13 protein-coding genes are annotated in these 16,766 nt (G+C 68.0%); 9 read left to right on the forward strand and 4 right to left on the reverse strand.

Annotation, left to right across the window (positions count from 1 at the left end; all coding sequences use genetic code 11):
• The first annotated feature begins 599 nt into the window (after positions 1-599).
• Entirely contained in the window at positions 600-1,619 is a 1,020-nt protein-coding gene (locus ACZ53N_RS27235) for a NucA/NucB deoxyribonuclease domain-containing protein (RefSeq protein ID WP_469143441.1), read from the forward strand.
• A 79-nt stretch (positions 1,620-1,698) separates the two neighbouring features.
• Positions 1,699-2,568, forward strand: coding sequence for a DUF6924 domain-containing protein (locus tag ACZ53N_RS27240; protein ID WP_469143442.1), 870 nt, complete (start codon positions 1,699-1,701; stop codon positions 2,566-2,568).
• 13 nt (positions 2,569-2,581) lie between these two features.
• Here the strand turns inward: ACZ53N_RS27240 and ACZ53N_RS27245 are convergent, their stop codons facing one another.
• On the reverse strand, positions 2,582-3,484 hold the full coding sequence (locus ACZ53N_RS27245) for an XRE family transcriptional regulator (protein ID WP_469143443.1): 903 nt from the start codon (positions 3,482-3,484) through the stop codon (positions 2,582-2,584).
• Between the two features lie 702 nt (positions 3,485-4,186).
• Here ACZ53N_RS27245 and ACZ53N_RS27250 point away from each other — a divergent pair.
• Positions 4,187-5,086 carry a TauD/TfdA family dioxygenase gene (locus tag ACZ53N_RS27250; protein WP_469143444.1) on the forward strand — a complete coding sequence of 300 codons (900 nt, stop codon included), beginning with the start codon at positions 4,187-4,189 and terminating at the stop codon, positions 5,084-5,086.
• Positions 5,087-5,224: 138 nt separating this feature from the next.
• Here the strand turns inward: ACZ53N_RS27250 and ACZ53N_RS27255 are convergent, their stop codons facing one another.
• A complete protein-coding gene (locus ACZ53N_RS27255) occupies positions 5,225-5,998 on the reverse strand; it encodes a glycosyltransferase family 2 protein (protein ID WP_469143445.1) in 774 nt (257 codons plus the stop codon).
• 66 nt (positions 5,999-6,064) lie between these two features.
• Here ACZ53N_RS27255 and ACZ53N_RS27260 point away from each other — a divergent pair, with 66 nt between their 5' ends.
• The 5 genes from ACZ53N_RS27260 (at position 6,065) to ACZ53N_RS27280 (ending at position 12,250) form a co-directional block, all read left to right on the forward strand.
• Positions 6,065-7,321 carry a nucleotide sugar dehydrogenase gene (locus ACZ53N_RS27260; RefSeq protein WP_469143446.1) on the forward strand — a complete coding sequence of 419 codons (1,257 nt, stop codon included), beginning with the start codon at positions 6,065-6,067 and terminating at the stop codon, positions 7,319-7,321.
• A gap of 54 nt (positions 7,322-7,375) precedes the next feature.
• The gene (locus tag ACZ53N_RS27265; RefSeq protein WP_469143447.1) at positions 7,376-8,923 is read left to right on the forward strand and encodes a hypothetical protein; all 1,548 of its coding nucleotides are present in this window, start codon (positions 7,376-7,378) and stop codon (positions 8,921-8,923) included.
• Positions 8,826-9,869, forward strand: coding sequence for a glycosyltransferase family 4 protein (locus ACZ53N_RS27270; protein ID WP_469143448.1), 1,044 nt, complete (start codon positions 8,826-8,828; stop codon positions 9,867-9,869). The genes ACZ53N_RS27265 and ACZ53N_RS27270 overlap by 98 nt, the downstream gene beginning before the upstream one ends.
• A gap of 253 nt (positions 9,870-10,122) precedes the next feature.
• On the forward strand, positions 10,123-11,001 hold the full coding sequence (locus ACZ53N_RS27275; RefSeq protein WP_469143449.1) for a glycosyltransferase family 2 protein: 879 nt from the start codon (positions 10,123-10,125) through the stop codon (positions 10,999-11,001).
• Between the two features lie 466 nt (positions 11,002-11,467).
• Positions 11,468-12,250: a methyltransferase gene (locus ACZ53N_RS27280; protein WP_469143450.1), complete on the forward strand. Its 783-nt coding sequence runs from the start codon at positions 11,468-11,470 to the stop codon at positions 12,248-12,250.
• Between the two features lie 307 nt (positions 12,251-12,557).
• Here ACZ53N_RS27280 and hemC read toward each other — a convergent pair whose 3' ends face one another.
• Both hemC and ACZ53N_RS27290 read right to left on the reverse strand, forming a co-directional pair.
• Positions 12,558-13,538: a hydroxymethylbilane synthase gene (hemC, locus tag ACZ53N_RS27285; RefSeq protein WP_469143451.1), complete on the reverse strand. Its 981-nt coding sequence runs from the start codon at positions 13,536-13,538 to the stop codon at positions 12,558-12,560.
• A 161-nt stretch (positions 13,539-13,699) separates the two neighbouring features.
• Entirely contained in the window at positions 13,700-14,743 is a 1,044-nt protein-coding gene (locus tag ACZ53N_RS27290; RefSeq protein ID WP_469143452.1) for a DUF6624 domain-containing protein, read from the reverse strand.
• Between the two features lie 91 nt (positions 14,744-14,834).
• On the opposite strand from ACZ53N_RS27290, the gene ACZ53N_RS27295 reads away from it, so the two are divergent.
• Entirely contained in the window at positions 14,835-16,667 is a 1,833-nt protein-coding gene (locus tag ACZ53N_RS27295; RefSeq protein ID WP_469143453.1) for a hypothetical protein, read from the forward strand.
• The last annotated feature ends 99 nt before the right edge of the window (positions 16,668-16,766 follow it).

A 16,766-nucleotide genomic window follows, 5' to 3' on the forward strand; every position in this document is an offset into this window, starting at 1 on the left:
CGTCCCCCTCCCCCTCCGGGCGTTGGTGGAGACCCGCGCCAGGTTCGGCTGCACCGCCCCGTGCGCGGGCCCCACCATCCTGCTCGTCAAGAGCGCCCTTCAGGCCGTTTCATTCGGATGATCCGATCGGAGTGGCAGGCGTGTCGGCTGGGGGCCGGCATTCACCGCAGTGGCCAGCTGGCGGAAACGCGCCGGAGCGGCTGGTGCGCCCTTGCGATCGCGATGGTGCTGCGGCGGCCCACCTTGTCCGGGGGCAAAGCAGGTCCATGTGGATGAACGCCTTGGTTCGCACGTGGGGCCTAGGTCTCCGCCGCGCGGCGTGGGCTGGCCGTACCCGATGGGACCACTCTGGTGAAGTCCGTGAAGGCGCGGGCTGGGGAGCTCCGGCAGGTGCGGCGCGCGTCTGACTCGCCGTGCTCCGGCCCAGGATCGCAAACGGGCACCCGCCGTTGCTGCTGACCGGAACTCGACCTTGTCCTGAAACAGGAGGGGCCCCAACAAACCTGAGCTGCCAACGAGTTGAGGCGTTTAACGTGTCGCTTCGCGGACGGCAGCCTCGATGCGGTGCCGTCCCTCCACCAACGAGGGGACAGATACATATGCGGGTCAGCACGCTCAGAAAAACCACCATCGGTGCCACTCTCGGCACGCTCCTCCTGGCCGGTACCAGCGCCGCGAGCGCGGAGGCCGCACCGGCGGAGTACAGCATCAGCGTCGCCCAGGATGCTGCTGTTAAGACCGTCTATGCCGGAACGGACGCCGCCGCGAGCTGCAAGATCAACACCATCGTCATCACCCGCACCAGCATGTGCATGGACGTCGGCGCCCGCGTCAACCTGCTCAAGAACGGCAAGCCCGTCGGCTCGGCCACCTTCGACGTCAAGCACTCCATGACGCTGAAGACCAACAAGCTGAAGTGGGCGGAAAACTTCACCGTCAGCAAGGCCAAGCTCGTCAACGCCGGCGGCGTCCGCATCAACGTGTCCGTCGGCGGCGGCAAGAACGTCAAGACCGCCGTCAAGTTCCCGCAAGGGTCCACCCTCGGCCCCGCCCGCAAGGGGACCGTCGGCTACGCCGCCAGCGTCGGGAAGAAGAAGCAGCTCGCCAGCCCGGCCTCCTACCGGTTCACCTTCACCAAGCCCGGCTACACGCCGGGAGGTTTCACTTACAAGTCCGCCAAGTACCGCTGTGACGACACGTTCTGGGGTCCGAAGCAGCGCACCAAGAACCCCGGTTGCGTCTTCCCGGGCGCTCCCCCTGTCTTCACCCTCTCCCGCAGCGACGCGAAGGTGAAGGAGTCCGCCAACCACATCCTCGATGCCCAGCGCAAGATCGCCGGGCACCCGGGCGCCTCCACCCCGCTGCACCGCATTACCGACGAGAAGGTCATCAACGGTCATCGCAAGGCCATGTGCGCGAAGGTGCACAACCCCGACCCCAAGAAGTACGACTGCGACGAGTACCCGTTCGCCGCCAGCAAGGAGGGCGGCAACCCCAGCCGCGGCAGCACCCGGATCATCTCCGCCGGTGACAACCGCAGCGCCGGCGCCCGCCTCGGCGGCTTCTACAAGACCGCGCGCGTCCTGGACGGCGACGGCTACTACGTCAGCATCAAGTAAGGCACGCAACGTGCCTGCCACACTGCCTTTCCGCAGGACGTAAACCGGCAGGCACCAGCAAACCCGATGGGGGTTCTCCATGCAGCGTTCCCACTGGCCACTCCTTCACGGCCGCACCCGGCCGCTCAAGATGAAGGAATGGGGCGACCTGGCCATCATGGACCCCGACGCCGGCAAGCCGCCGCGCGGCCGCGGGTTCCTGGCAGCCGAGAAAAACTGGCTGCACATCGACGCCGGCAACACCCTGGAGAACCCCATCGTCACCCTCTACGGCGGCGACGACCCGGGAGCGGAGAGCGGCTGGGACGAGGTCGAAGAGATCACCCTGATCTCCACCACTGGCTTCCTCGCCCTGTGCGACAGCGGACACGAGCCGGTACGCAAAGAGAATCTCGCCACCGCAGGAGCCGGCCCCTACCTGATCCGCGTCCATGCCAGTGACCGGTCGTCGGACGGCAAGAAGCCCCGCTTCCTCATCCAGGTCATCCCCGGCCAGCGGACAGGGGCCGAGCCCGAGCCGCCCTCCACCACGATCGAGGAGGAGGGCGGCCCGCTCCTGGTGCGGACCTCCTTCGAGCAGCCAGACGAGTGGGCCCGCCTGCTCCAGGCCCTCGATGGAGGCTCGGAGCACTACGGGTCGCTCACCGTCATCGACAACCGCGCCTACGCGGGATTCACGGCGGATCAGATCCAGGCACGGATCGGGCGCGATGACGAAGGCTGGCCTGACAGCACGCTCGTCCTCATCGCCGATGAGCGGGCCCTGGCCTCCGCAGAGTTCCCGTTGCTGGCCGTGAACAACCTGCCCGACGATGACGACGATCCGTTCAGGATCACCCTCGCAGCGGCTGGTTCCTTCGTCGCCAACTTGGAGCTGGGCAACACCAGCTTTGGCGATTGGGGCCATGGTGTCGACGCCGACGGCATCTACCGGGAAAAGCACTACTGACAGTGCTTGGCCCCTAGCTCGCCCGTACGAGTTCCAGCAGTTCCGGCACGCCCTCGACCGTCCGATGCGCGGTGAAGGAGGGCGTGAGGCCCTGGATCAGGCTGATGCAGCGCGGTGCACCGATACGGCGGGCCATGGTGAGCGCCTGGTGGGCGGTCGCCGCGGCCTGGTCGGTTGCGCCCGAGGCGATCAGGCTCTCGGCTTCGTAGGTGAGGAAGACGGCCCGCGTCTTGAGCCTGGCTTCGGGCAGCATGCTGGTGCCTTCGTCAATGAGCTGCCTGGCCCTGCGGTGGTGCCCGAGGTCGAGGAGGCATCGGCCCGTGTCGACCGCGATATCGGTCGCCGCGTGCCACGTGCACCACGGGGGCGCCGGGGTGCCTGTGGCGGAGTCGAAGAACTTTTCGGCCGCGCCGAGGGCGCGGGTGCAGGCGAGTTCTTCGCCCAGGGCGGCGTGGGCACGGGCCTTGCGGAGTTGAAGTAGCGACTGGGCGGTGGGGTGGTTTGCGCGGGCGATGGCGTGTTCAAGGATCTTCACGGCTGTGCGCGGGTCGTGGAGCCATGTCTGCTGGTAGGCGAGGTCGGAAAGGATTCCGGCACCAAGGTCGCGGTCTGCTGCGGCGTGCGCGCTGTGCAGGGAGCCGTGCCACAGACGGGAGGCGGCTGCATGCTGCCCGTGGTCGAAGCGGTGCCACGCAGCAGTCTGTGCCGTGGTCGCTGCCAGGGTGTGGAGGCGTTTGCCGACTGCGGCCGTGTATCGGCCGTGCTCGATCAGCCCCGTGATGGTGTCCAGGTGCCCGGTGAGGAGCGGCCCGAGGTGCTGCCGCTGCTCGGTCGGCAAGCCGTTCAGCCACGCTCCGTGCTGCTCCAGCCCCTCGACGATTCCAGTGTCGACGTGATCGCCTCGTAGGCGGGTCACTGCCGAGTGTGGGTCACGCTCGGCCCACTGGAGGGCGAGCCCGGTGAGGGCAGCTGGGGTGAAGGCAACGAAGGATCGACGGTCGATCAACTGACTCAAAGCCTCTCGCAGAGCAGGAACAGCGGTACCCGGGCCGAGTCCCAGCACGGCGTCCCCGCCGGGAAGCCAGTCCGGCCAGCCCACTGCACGGATGGCATCAGGCGACACGTCGAAGACGTCCGCCAAGAAGAGTTGGGACTCCTCATCCGGCACAGCTCGGCCGGTCTCCCACTTCCACACCCGTTGGCGATCCACGCCCGACCGCAACCCCCGTCGGGCAGCGACCTGGCGGATCTTCCGGGCGAGGTCGGGCTGTGTCCAGCCGCGCAGGAGCCGGGCGTATGCCAGCGGGTGTCGGATTTGATCGTCCACGCTTGCCATGCTTGCCATCCCAGCAGCCGGCCGGATCGGAAGCCAGTGCCGAACCGGCCGGGACTACACGAGGACTACAGGCAACTGGTGGTCTGACGCCGATAGTTGAGCTGTACTCGCAAATGTGCCCGAGCGGTCGATGAGGTGCCGAGCCGAGCTCGGGGCGGCCGAATCAACGAAGTTGCGAGTTCGTTGTGGCTTCTTATGCGGCATGGCCCGGTACCGGGATTCTGGCGTGCCAGGCAGCAGTACCCGAAGGACACCCCGAACACTCCAAGGCAGGAGCTCCCCGTGTTCATCGACATCCCAAGCGAGCTTGAAGCTGCTCTGATCGACCTTCCTCTGCCGGCGTGGAAGCTGGACGGTTCGTTCCTGGCGAAGTCCACCATGGAGCGGTACCGGACCGAGCTGACGGCCGCGCCGCGGTTTGCGGAGATGGCAGCGACGCTGCGCCGCGCGCTTACCGGGGCGGGCGGCGGGTACGCCGTGCTGCGCCTGGGGAACCTCGCCAAGGTCCTGGGGACCGACGACCGGGTCCTGCGGCTGGCGACGGCCTTCGCGGCTGAGGTGGCGGTCCCCTTCTCGCCCTTCCCGCGGTGGCCGCTGTGGAAGGACATCGGGGTCAAGGTCGACAAGGATCCCGGCAAGTCCAGCGGCATCGGGTACAACGCGTTCCACATGGACCTGGTGAACGCGACCCGGCCCCCGGAGTACACCTCGCTTCTGTGCGTTCGCCCCGACCCGCTCGGCGGCGGCCCCAGCATCCTCTCCGACGCCCACGCGGCGGTGGCGCGGCTGTCGAAGAACAGCCGCGCCCTCCTGGCCGAGCCGGCCTATCACTACGGGACCTTTTTCGACCTGCACGGCGTCGGCGAGGAGTACAAGCCCTTCCCGGTCCTGGACGGCTCAGACCTGGGCGAGGGGTTCGTCCGGTTCACCGCCAAGATGCTGGAGCGGTCCGAGCTTGGCCAGGCGCATGCCGACGCCGCCGGGGAGCTCGTCGAGGAGCTCGTCCGGGGGCAGGTGTCCTTCATGCTCCAGCCCGGGGACTACCTCATCGTGAACCAGCGCCGCTTTCTGCACGGCCGGGAGGCGCTTCACAGCGGTCAGGAGACCGTCGCGGTCGCCGACCGTCGGCTGCTCCTTCAGTTGTTCCTGCGCGCGCCGGCCGACGCCGGCTCGGCCGCGTAGCGGCCGAGGGCACCGGTGACCCACCGAGTCCCGCCCCCAGGGCCCGCCCCCGAGCACGCGTCACGGCCGCGAGGCGGGGCCCGGTCGGGCGCCCCCGGAAACAGTCGTGTACCGGGCTCCTCGGGCCCGTGTGCGGAGCTAGATGCGCGAGTTGCGCAGCGACTGCCACACCGCGCCGGCCAGTGCCCGTGTCGCCCGCGGGACCGACAGATGTTCGTGCTCGCGGTACAGGGCCCAGTTGTATTGCACGAGCGACAGCTTGTTGGAGGACAGCGATCCCGCCTGGTGGGCCCTGTACACCGCCAGCGGCTCAGCCAGGCCCCGGGCGTCAGCGCCGTCCCGCATGATCGACAGCCAGAGGGCGTAGTCCTGGCGCTTGCGCATCTCCGGCATCAGCCTGGTGCCCAGGGCATTGCGGTCGTACATGGCGGTGAGAGCACCGATGTGGTCTCGGACCAGCATCGCGCGGTAGTCCACGTGCTCCCGCGCACGCACCACCCGCCCGTTCGGGACCCAGTCGGTGCTCTCGCCGTCGTAGTCGGCGTCCATTTTGAAGTATGAGGTGAACGTCAAAGGCGCAGTGCCCTGGGCAGCGAAGGCGAGCTGCTTCTCAGTCTTCTCCGGGAGCCACATGTCGTCGCTGTCGAGAAAGGCGATGTAGTCGCCGCGGGCCCGCTCGATCGCGAGGTTGCGGGCCCGGCCCGCGCCGCCCCGTTCGGGTGCCGCCTCTGGCAGGACGCGCTCGTCCTGTTCGGCGAACTCGCGGAGCAGGTCCATGGAGCCATCGGAGGACTGGTCGTCGGTGACCAGCAGCTCCAGGTCGCTGTGGGTCTGCGTGAGCACCGATCGGACGGCTGCGCCGAGGGTGGCTGCCGAGTTGTACACGGGCATCACGACAGACACCAGGGGCACAGCACTTCTCCTTGCCAGACACGGAACGACGGTCCATTCAAGCACCGCAACCGAGTAGGAGCTGCCATGCAGATCGTTGTCGCTGGCCAGGGCTACGTAGGGCTTCCGCTGGCCGTACGCGCCGCAGAGGTGGGTCACCGTGTCGTCGGCTATGACGTGGACCCGGACCGCGTCCAGCGGCTCGCCGCCGGCGATTCGTACGTGGAGGACGTGGCCTCGTCCCGGCTCCGCGCGGTGCTGGACACCGGGGCCTACTCCGCGACCGCCGACGCTGCCATGCTGGCCGGCTTCGATATCGCGGTGATCACCGTGCCGACCCCGTTGCGGGACGGTGTGCCCGACTTGACCTACATCGAGTCCTGCGCCCGGACGCTGGGCGAGCATCTTCGCCCCGGTGCGACGGTCGTCCTGGAGTCCACTACCTACCCGGGCACCACGGAGGAGGTGCTGTTGCCGATCCTGGAGAAGACCTCGGGCCTCAAGGGCGGGGTGGACTTCCTGGCCGGGTTCAGTCCCGAACGCATCGCCCCGGGGAACAAGCGGTGGTCGTTCGACGGGACGCCGAAACTGGTGTCCGGGATCGACGCCAAATCACTCGATGTGATCAAGGGCTTCTACGACGACATCTTCCAGACCACGGTTCCGGTATCCGGGCCCAAGGTCGCCGAGCTGGCCAAGCTGATCGAGAACACCTTCCGGCTCGTCAACATCTCCATGATCAACGAGCTGGCGACACTGACCGACCGCCTCGGCGTGAACATCTGGGAGGCGATCGACGCCGCCGCGACCAAGCCCTTCGGCTTCACCCGGTTCACCCCGGGGCCGGGAGTCGGCGGGCACTGCCTGCCCGTCGACCCGTTGTTCCTCTCCTGGAAGATCCGGGAAGACCTCGGCGTCCCCTTCCGGTTTGTGGAACTCGCCGACGAGGTGAACCGCCACATGCCCGACTACGTCGTCCAGCGCCTGGTGGAAGCACTCGACAAGCGCGGCCTGGCCATCACCGGATCCCGGATCCTGCTGCTCGGCCTGACGTACAAGTACAACGCCACCGACCTCCGCAACTCGCCTTCGTCACGTGTCGCCGAACTTCTGATCGCCCTCGGCGCCGAGGTCCGCGGCGCCGACCCCAACATCCCGGACGGCGACGAAACCAAGCTGAACGTGCCCCGGGTGGACGCAACCCCGGAGGAGGTCGCGGCCGCTGACGCCGTGGTGCTCCTCATGGACCACACCCGATTCGACCTCCCGATGATCGAGGAACACGCCCCCTATGTTCTCGACTGCCGAAACCGCCTCTCCGGACCGAACATCGAGACCCTTTAGCCTCTCGCAATTTCTCCATGACCAGCTGCTGATCCTCCATCCCCAGGAGTTCCCTTGCACGACGAATGGGAGCACGCCCACACGGACTACACCACGCCCGCGCGGCGCCGCATTCCTGCCTCGCTGACCGAAAGCGAAAGCGACTGGCGTCGGCACCTGGAATTCTCCACCCCCAACGGCTGGCTGATACGACACAACGCCATGACAGAGGCACTCGTCAGCGGAAGGCCGATGTACCTGCTGCACACCACCAAGGACATCAACGCCATCCGCACCAGCCGGCAGGTGCACGTCTCCACCGGATGCCTGGTCGGAGCCCTGTACTGCTCGCCTCTCGCCAGTCAGCGCGAGGGACTGCGCCCCCACAACCTCGGCACCTACCTGATGCGGACGAAACCCTCCACCACGCCCATAATCTTCGAGGTCACCCCGGATGCACCGATCCGGCCCAAAGGCATCGACTACCTGCACCTCGGCGCCATCCACCTGCGCACCTACCTGCGCTACCAGAGCTTCCTCACCCCCGCCGAGAACGACCAGCTCAACGATGCCCTGCTGGCCGGACTGCGCGCCGCAGCCGCGTTCCTCGACGTCGCCCTGCACAACGCCGTCGGCCATGCCACTCCGGCCCCTAAGTTCATCGACCAGTTGTCCGACGCCGTGGCCCACGTGCCGTTCCTCGGCTACCTGTACTTCGAGGTCCTGTCCGAATACCTGATGCTCCACTCCGCCACTCCGGAGACCAAGACCTATGCCCAGGCAGGAGAGCTGAACAACTGGCTCTACAAGCGACTCGCCTTCGCCGCCGTGGACGGCATGGACCAGCTGTTCGACCTGGCCCGTTTCAACCCGCGCCATCACCGGCTCGTCCAGCTCATCGAAGGCATAGAACCGGCTCTCGGCCCAGGAGTCGCCGAGTACGTCCGGCGACGACTGTCCCACCTGTTCGCCCGAACTGCGCTGCACCCGTTCGAGGATGCGGCATCGGTCACCTTCCAGGGCGCCGACCTCAGCACAATCCAGAAAGCCGCACCTGGACTGGTCGGCCAGATAATCTTCCGCGAGATCCGGTGCATGCCTCGCTATCGGCAGTTGTACCACTGCTTCGAGAAATCCAAGGCCCTTGAAGCGTGGGACTACTGGAACAGCGAGGGAATACCCACCCCCTTCAACGGAGTCCTACCCAAGGGGGAAATTGGAATAAATCCCGCCTACCCCCGGTCGCCAGTCAGGGCTTGGACGGCAGAACAGGACAGTAAGGGCTATTTACATCCAGCTGAGGAGGTCATGGCCGTCGTCACACCCCACCTGGCGTCGTGGTGGGCACCTCCCCGTCAGCGCGAGATGCAGAACGTCACCGATGGCTCACGAGTCGAGTTGGCTACGGGATGCGATCTCCAACTCCCGCCCAATGGCTGTCGACGAATGGAGTTTCCGCATGGCCATCAAGGTCCTGAACCTCTTGACCGGCATCAACCGCACCTCCGTGCCTTCATCCGGGAGCATGATCCTCGTCAACGATCTCTACGGCGCGATGCCTCAAACCAAGACGACCTTCCTGGGCAGGGCGCCGGTCGATCAGGCGTGGAAGGCTGCGTTTGATCAACTGATCACCCTTTCCACGACGAAGCGCCCTCACGGCCCGGACTTCGACCCTTACATTGACGAGCTGACGTGTGAGGTTGGTGCGCTCATCGAGAAGATCCAGCCGAATGCCATTCACGCCCAGTACCTCGGGTTTGCTCTCAGCCTGGCCTTCGCTCGGACTGCCGACAGCATCCCGATCATCGCCATCGCCCATGGCCCCGACGTGATGGTGGCCGAGCGCATCGAGTGGGAGCGCGAGGGCCTGAATGAAGTTGCTGCCGCAAGCGCCGCGATCGTCGCCCCGACCTCCGTCCTCGCCGACCGCATCGACGGTCTCACCGGAGGCCGTTTCACCGATCGACTCAGCGTCATCCCGTGGGGTATCCGTTTGAGCGATGCCCGGCTACGCGATCAACCGCCTACTGAATCCGGACCGCTGTCTCTGGTGCACGCCGGTCGTCTGGATGACAACAAATCCACGATCACCGCAGTCGAAGCCCTCGCTTTAACCGATCAGCCGCACCACTTGACCGTGATCGGTAAAGGGCCCCTACGGGAGCATCTGGAACAGCGGGCTATCGAACTCGGGCTGCGGGGCCGGGTTCATTTTGATCCGTTCCTGCCTCGGGCCGAACTATGGCGCCGCCTGCGGAACTTCGACGCCTTCGTCTTCACGACCAGGGGCCTGGAGGCTTTCGGACTCGCCCTCATCGAGGCCCAAGCCCACGGACTTCCGGTTGCCTACTCCGATCTCCCCGGTGTGAGGGAGATCCTCGGGGGTGCTGGAGTTCCCTATGCTCCTGGCGACCCGCGCTCGCTGGCCGTGGCCCTAGACGAGATGGGCCGGGACTTCCACCGGCGCAAGGCCCTGACCAAGGCGGCTCTCAATAACGCGCGCCGATACGACATCACTACCACCGGCCGCCAGCTTCGCGAACTGACGCTCCGCGTCACCTCCTGACCCCGATGTCTCGAGACCGGCCTCATACATGCCCGAAGAGCTTCGCCTCGGCCGCCCGGCCCGTCAGGAGTCGCCGGACACCCGTACCAGCCTGATCACCGCCGTCCAGGCCAGCCTCACCGCCCTCGCCACCAATCCAAGATCACCCCGAGAGGTGAACTCAGCGCATTACGGTAAGGCATCCACCGAATGACGCAACGATGGCGTGCCCGCACCTGGCGACCATGATCCACACCAGCAGAAGGCCCATCCCGTGAGCACTGAAGCACCGCGCCCCGCGATCGGCGCCGTCGTCCTGACGATGAACAACCGCCCCGAGGAGTTCCCCCGGGCCATGGCCTCGCTCCTCGCCCAGGAAGGTGTGGACCTCGACGTCGTCGTGGTCGGCAACGGATGCGAGCCCGCTCAGGTGCCGGACGGTGTGCGGACCGTCGCGCTGCCCGAGAACGTGGGCATCCCTGAAGGCCGGAACATTGGCGCCGAGAACGTGAAGGGCGACCTGCTGTTCTTCTTCGACAACGACGCCGTCATCCCCACCACCGACGCCCTGGCCCGCCTAGCCGCCGAGCTGGAGCGCGATGCGCACCTGGCGTACGTACAGCCCCGCATCGCCGACCCCGACACGGGCGTCACCCTGCGCCGCTGGGTTCCCCGGTTGCGCGCTGGCGACGCCACCCGGCAGGGCACCGTGACTGTCATGGCCGAAGGAGTCGTGATGGTCCGTCGCAGCATGTACGAGCTGGCCGGCGGCTGGCCTGGGCACTTCTTCCTCTTCCATGAGGGCATCGACCTTGCCTGGCGCCTGTGGAATCACGGCCACAACGGCCTCTACATGCCCGACGTCCTCGTCCACCACCCTGCGACCAACCCGGCACGCCATGAGCGGTTCTACCGGCTCAACGCCCGCAACCGTGTCTGGCTCGCCCGCCGCAACCTCCCCGCGCCCTTGATCCCCTTCAACCTCGCCACGTGGGCCTTGATCACCCTGTGGCGCTTCCGAGAGCACAGCGCACTGCGAGCCTCGCTCGCCGGCTTCCGCGAGGGACTTCGCGAGGCCCCTGGCACTCGGTCGCCGATGAGCTGGCGAACGGTCGCCCGACTCACCGCAGCGGGCAGGCCGCCGATTTTCTGATCTTCCATCTCCAGCGGGTCCACCCCTAGCGAGGCCCGATCGCCGCTCAACACCGGCTGCTGGGCCTGGTCCCGACCGGAACGTACTGCACTGAGCGGGCTTGGGACGTCAGTGGTGGGCTCGCAGTGCTGGACGTCGACGAGCAGACCGATGGTTTCGGCGGCCCCGCAGTTAGGGAGACCAAGGCTGGTGCCAGCATCAGTCCGTGACCTTCCGCCCGAGGCGCTCGTTCAGCAGTAAGGGCTTCCCATCGGGCATCAATCAGACGCGCACCAGGGGGACAAGCATCAGCCCGCCCTTGCCGGCTCCGCTGCGGCAGATCTTGGCGCTGAGCGTCCCAACCCGGCCGGGTCCATGGGGCTTCGGCCCCCACTTGCCCCACGTTCCTCTGGACCTGCGGCCGGCCGCTCGCCGTCTCTGAGTTTGCGGCCGCAGCATCTCGCATCGACACCTCAAGGAGCGCATCGTGGGCCACTTCGACGGCACCGCCCGCTACTACCGCACCTTCCGACCCGGCATCCCTGCCGAAGCCGCGATCCTGCTCACCGAGACGGTCAGCGGCGTCGCCTCGCCGGTGTTGCTGGACCTCGGCTCCGGCACTGGCCAGGTGCCTCTCGCGCTCGGGGAGGCGTTTGCCGAGTTCGACATTGCCGAGGCCGACGGCGACATGATCGCCGAGGCCGAAGCTGCCATGACCGCCGCCGTGCCCGGCAAGGCTGTGCGCCTGCACCATGTCCGGGCTGAGGACTTCACCCCGCCCAGCAGCCGGTGGAAGGCGGACCTGGTGACGATCTGCCGCGCCTTCCACTGGATGGACCAAGGCAAGATCTTGGCCATGCTCGACGGCTGTACCGCTCCAACCGGCGCAGTGGCGGTGATGGGCGACGGGAGCCTGTGGACTGCCCGCACCGCATGGACCGACGCTCTGCGCGCCCTGATCCAGCAGTACTTGGGCAGCGAGCGGCGCGCCGGGCACAGTACCTTCAGCGTCCACGACCGGCCCTACGCCGAGGTCCTGCACGAATCGGCCTTCCGCCGTGTCGAGGAACACCGCTTCGAGGTGCGCAGGCAATGGAGCCCGGAGAGCGTGCTGGGCTATCTCGGCTCCACCTCGTTCGCCTCCCGCCCCTTGTTCGGGGACCGCTGGAAGGAGTTCGAGGGCCAGGCACTCGCCCTTCTTTGCAACCACGCCGACGACGGGGGCCTCATCGAGGACGCGATCTTCACCGTATTGCTTGGCCGCCGCTGACCACTCTCGCCAATGCCGGGCTGCCCACGCCAGCGCGGGCAGCCTGTCCCTGTGCCTGAGAGAAATGGGGCTATCCAGCCAGCCGCCGTCCAACAGCGGACCAGAGGGCATCCGCCTGTCACCGAAGACGGGTTATCAGGCGTAGGTCAGCCAGTCGTAGGAGCACTAGGGATTCTTGTTAGTAACCAGAACAAGTACTCACAGAGAAGATCCCCCTACCCCCGTAGGTGTCGCTGTGCCAGGCGGCTCCCGCTCGCGGCGGGAGGGGCGTCAGGCGTCCTCTCGTGGGCTTGTGCACGCTCGCTGATCACCTGGGGGTCACTGGGCTGCGGTCGGCCTCTCCAGGCCCTGCCGGGGGCCTTTGCCGGATGGCAGAGAGGATCGCTTCGGCGCCCTGGGCAAGGAGGTCGTCGGCGACTCGGCGGCCGAGCGTCTCGGGATCGTGCAACGATCCGGTGCCCTGAGCGGTGACGTGCTTGCTGCCGTCCACGGCTGAGACCTGAGCCGAGAGGGTCAGGGTGCCGTCGCGGCGGGCTTTGCTGTACGCCCCGATGGGGACGGAGCAGCCGCCATGAAGCTCGGCGAGCAGCGCGCGCTCGGCTCTGACCTCCGCGTCCAGGACGTGATCACCGGTGCCCGCGAGGAGACGGGCGACGTCGCTGCCTTCACGGACCTGGATGCCCAGGGCACCCTGTCCGGGAGAAGGGGGGAAGGTGTCGACGGGCAGGTGCTCGCTTATGGCGTGCCCGAGACCGAGACGGTTCAGGCCGGCGGCGGCGAGGACCACGGCGTCGAGAGCGTCCGCGCCTCGTAGCTTCCCGAGCCGCGGTGGGACGTTGCCCCGGATCGGCACCATCTCTAGGTCTGGCCGGAGGGCGAGGAGCTGGCCGATTCGGCGTGGCGCTCCGGTGCCCACTCGTGCGCCTTTGGGAAGCTCCGCGAGGGTGTTGCCGCACAGGGCGTCGCGCACGTCCTGCCGACGGGCCGGGGTGGGCAGGAGCACCAGGCCCTCGGGCATGGAGGTCGGCAGGTCCTTGAGGGAGTGGACGATGACGTCGACCGCGCCGTTCAGGAGGGCGGCTTCCTGGTTGGTCGAGAAGGCGCTGCCGCCGCTGGACTTGGCGACGGCGGCGAGGGTAGCGGTCTGACGGTCCTCGTCGCCACCTTCGAGGATGACGCGCTGCGTGAACTTCACGTGAGGGAATCGCTCACGCATGGGGGCGAGCCACTCCCGTACCTGGGTCCTGGCCAGACGGCTGGCCCGCGATCCAACGATCACAGCGGTCACGGCAACCTCCCTTTCACGAGGGGTCGTTGCCGGGATGCTACTGCCGTTGAACAGCGCCAGATTCCGACTGTTTGTCGGGCAGATTCCGACTACTTGTCGGCATTTGACACGGCGCGGTTGAGGCAACGCCGGATGGCCACCTCCATTCCTGCGGGCACGCGCTAACTGCACTCCTTCGCGATCTCCTTGGCGCGCTCGGCGAGAGTGTCCAGGCCGAGCTCTGCCCTCCGCTGGTCGACGCCTTCGGGGTCGCGGATCGGGAAGGACTGCCACTGGCCGCCGGGCGCCTTACGGAACTGGGTGCCGAACCACTGGAGGCGGCGTTCGCTGCCGCCGTGGATGGCGATGCGGTCCTCCAGGTAGGCGAGATGCCACGGTTCGGCGTCCCCGGCCGTGACCGCCTCGGCGAGCAGGTCGGCCCAGGCGGCTTGGAGGTGTGGCTGCCGGTCGGCGTGCTGCGTGAGGAGCCAGGCCGCCTCGGCGCCGTCGTCGCCGCACAGTGCCCGCCCTGGCCAGCCCACACGGTCGATGACCTGCCGCAGCCACTCCGTGTTGTCCTCATCCAGCTCCGCCCAGCGGGCGGACACCTCCTCCGTCAGCTGCGCCGGGAGGTTTTCGCGGAACTGCTGGTCGACGTCGCGGCGGCGCAGCAGTTCGCGGTGCAGTTCCTTGTCGCGCTGCGGGTGGGGCCGCTGGGCGGCGGCCGTGGCCGGCACGATGTCGAACAGGGCGCGGCCGAGGATGCGGGTGTCTGCGGGCGTGTCGAGCGCGGCCAGGTCGTCCGTGGTGATCCACCGGAACGGGTGGTCGCCGGGAGCCCGGGGGCCGTAGGGCCGGTCGACTATCGCAACGTGGATGTGGTCGGCGTGCAGGTGCCGGGGGTCGGCATGCGGGCTGCATGCGGTAGCTGGCATGTTCACCACCCACCACGGCGCGGCACCCTCGTCACTCTCGGCAGCCTGGCCGTCATCCGCGTGCGGGTAGTCCACAGGCAGGGGAAGCCCGGCCGACGGCAGTAGGCGCACGCGGCCGGTCTTCTCGGCGCATTCACGCACGGCGACCTGGGCCGGGTTTTCTCCAGGCGCCACAGGCCCACCTGGCGACATCACCCCTCCGACCTCGGGGCGGGCGATCACGCCCATGCGCCATGCGGCGCCGAAGCGGGCGAAGAGGTACACACTGACGGTCCGGTGCCGAGTGTCCATCGTGGCAGCGTCCCACGCACTGTCCCGGGAAGTACACGGTGCCCGTTCCCCTACGCTGAAAGACGGCGCGGGGCCGACGAGGGACTACTGCGTGGGCCTGCCCCGTTTCTTGATCGACGCCTGGTCGTGGCTGAACTACAAGCCCGTCATGGCCTCCACCTTCGACGGCCGCCCGCACCGGGCCCTGGCCCCGGAGATCCAGGCCACCTGGCTGCCGGACGAGGCCGTACGCCGCCTGGCCGCCTACAAGCTGCTGGCCGCCTACGACTCCAACCAGGCCGGCGAGCTGGCGAGCTACGCGGGCAACGAGGACGCTGCGGAGCGGCGCGAGTTCGGCGACCCGTCCGCGTTCGTGGACACCACCCTCGCGCACGTGATCGGCAAGTCCCAGCAGATCGTGGTCCCGGGCGCCGAGCACGCCAAGGACCCGAAAGCCACCCCCGACGCGGTAGCCGCAGCCCACCTGCAGCAGCAGCTGCGCGACTGGGCGGAGGCCGAGCTGCTGCCCCTGCGCATGCAGGCGTGCGAGCGGAAGGCGGTGCTGCTGGGTGACGGGGTGTACCTGCTGGCGTGGGACCCGGAGAAGGGTCGGGTGCGGCTGCGCACCTGCGACCCGGGCATGTACTTCCCCGTGCTCGAGGACGACGCGGACCCGGGCGACTACCCCCGGCGCGTCCACTTGGCCTGGGAGCTGCCCGAAGACCCCAAGCGCGGCATCAAGGCGCGGCTACGGCGTGTCACCTACGAGCTGGGGCCCATCGAGGCCGCGAAGGATCCGGCCGCGCCCGGCCGGTCTACCCCCGATGCCGTCCGGGATCCTGCTGACGTCGTCCCGCAGCCGGCGGCGGGAGGCGACCGCTACGACGCCGCGACCGGCACCGTTCACCGCATCTACCCGTGGTCCCCGGGGCGGCCGGCCGCACAGACCTGCTACCTCACCGACGCGGAGTGGCTGCTGGAAGACCTGCGGCACGGGCACACACTCGACGACCTCCCCCTCGACAAGGCCCATTTCCGCACCCGCAGCGACGGCGTCCTCCTGCGGCGCCTGGACCTGCGGATCGACTTCCTCCCCGTGGTCCACATCAGCAACTCCGTCCAGGATAGAGAGCACTTCGGGCAGTCCACACTCGCCAAGGTCATGCAGACCCTTGACGAGCTGGCGGAGACCGACACCGACAGTGCCCGCGCCAGCGCCACCACCGGCGCGCCGATCATTGGCCTCGCGGGCGCCCACGGCGAGGTCGACCGGGTCACCGGCCGGCCGAAGCCCCTGGCCATCCAGCCCGGCACCGTCTTCCAACTCGCGGACGGCGGGCGCATGGACGTACTGAACACCGCCAGCCAGCTCGCCGAACTCCGCGCCCGGGTGGAGGAGATCCGCGACCGCGCCGCCGTCAACGCCAGGCTGCCCGCGGTGAGCCTCGGCACGGTCGACCCCTCCGACGTGCCCAGCGGCTACGCCCTTCAGCTCAGCCTCGGACCGCTGGACTCCCTCGTCGACTCGATGCGCCTCGCGCGGGCCCACAAGTACAGCCTGCTGCTGAAGATGGTCCAGCGCCTTCACCAGGCCGGGCAGGCAGAGGGATGGCCGGCAGGCGACCAGCCCCCGGCCCGCCTCGTCTTCGGCCCCCACACCCCCACCGACCGGGCCGCCGTCCTGGACGAGGTCGTCAAGGGCGTCAGCGCCGGGGTGTTCTCCCTGGAGACCGGCATCCGCATGCTCCAGGACGCGGGCTACCCCATTGAGGACATCCGCGAGGAAGTCGCTCGCCTCGATGCCCGGCGAGAGCCGAAGGCGCCAGAGTCCGATCCGGCAGCCAAGCCGGAGGAGGCAACGCCGGACGAGGAAGCGGAAGAAGGCGAGGGGCAGGCCGACCCACCGTCCCGTGAGGGGCCGCCCCGCCGAAGCAAGGCGGCCTAGGGCCCGGCGGATCATGTGCGCAAGGGTGCGCACAGCGGAACATACTAAGGTGGGAGCCCTCTCACGAAGGGCTCCCACCATCTCCCCGTGTGTCCACTG

It is taken from the genome of Streptomyces sp. NPDC033229, from assembly GCF_055576875.1.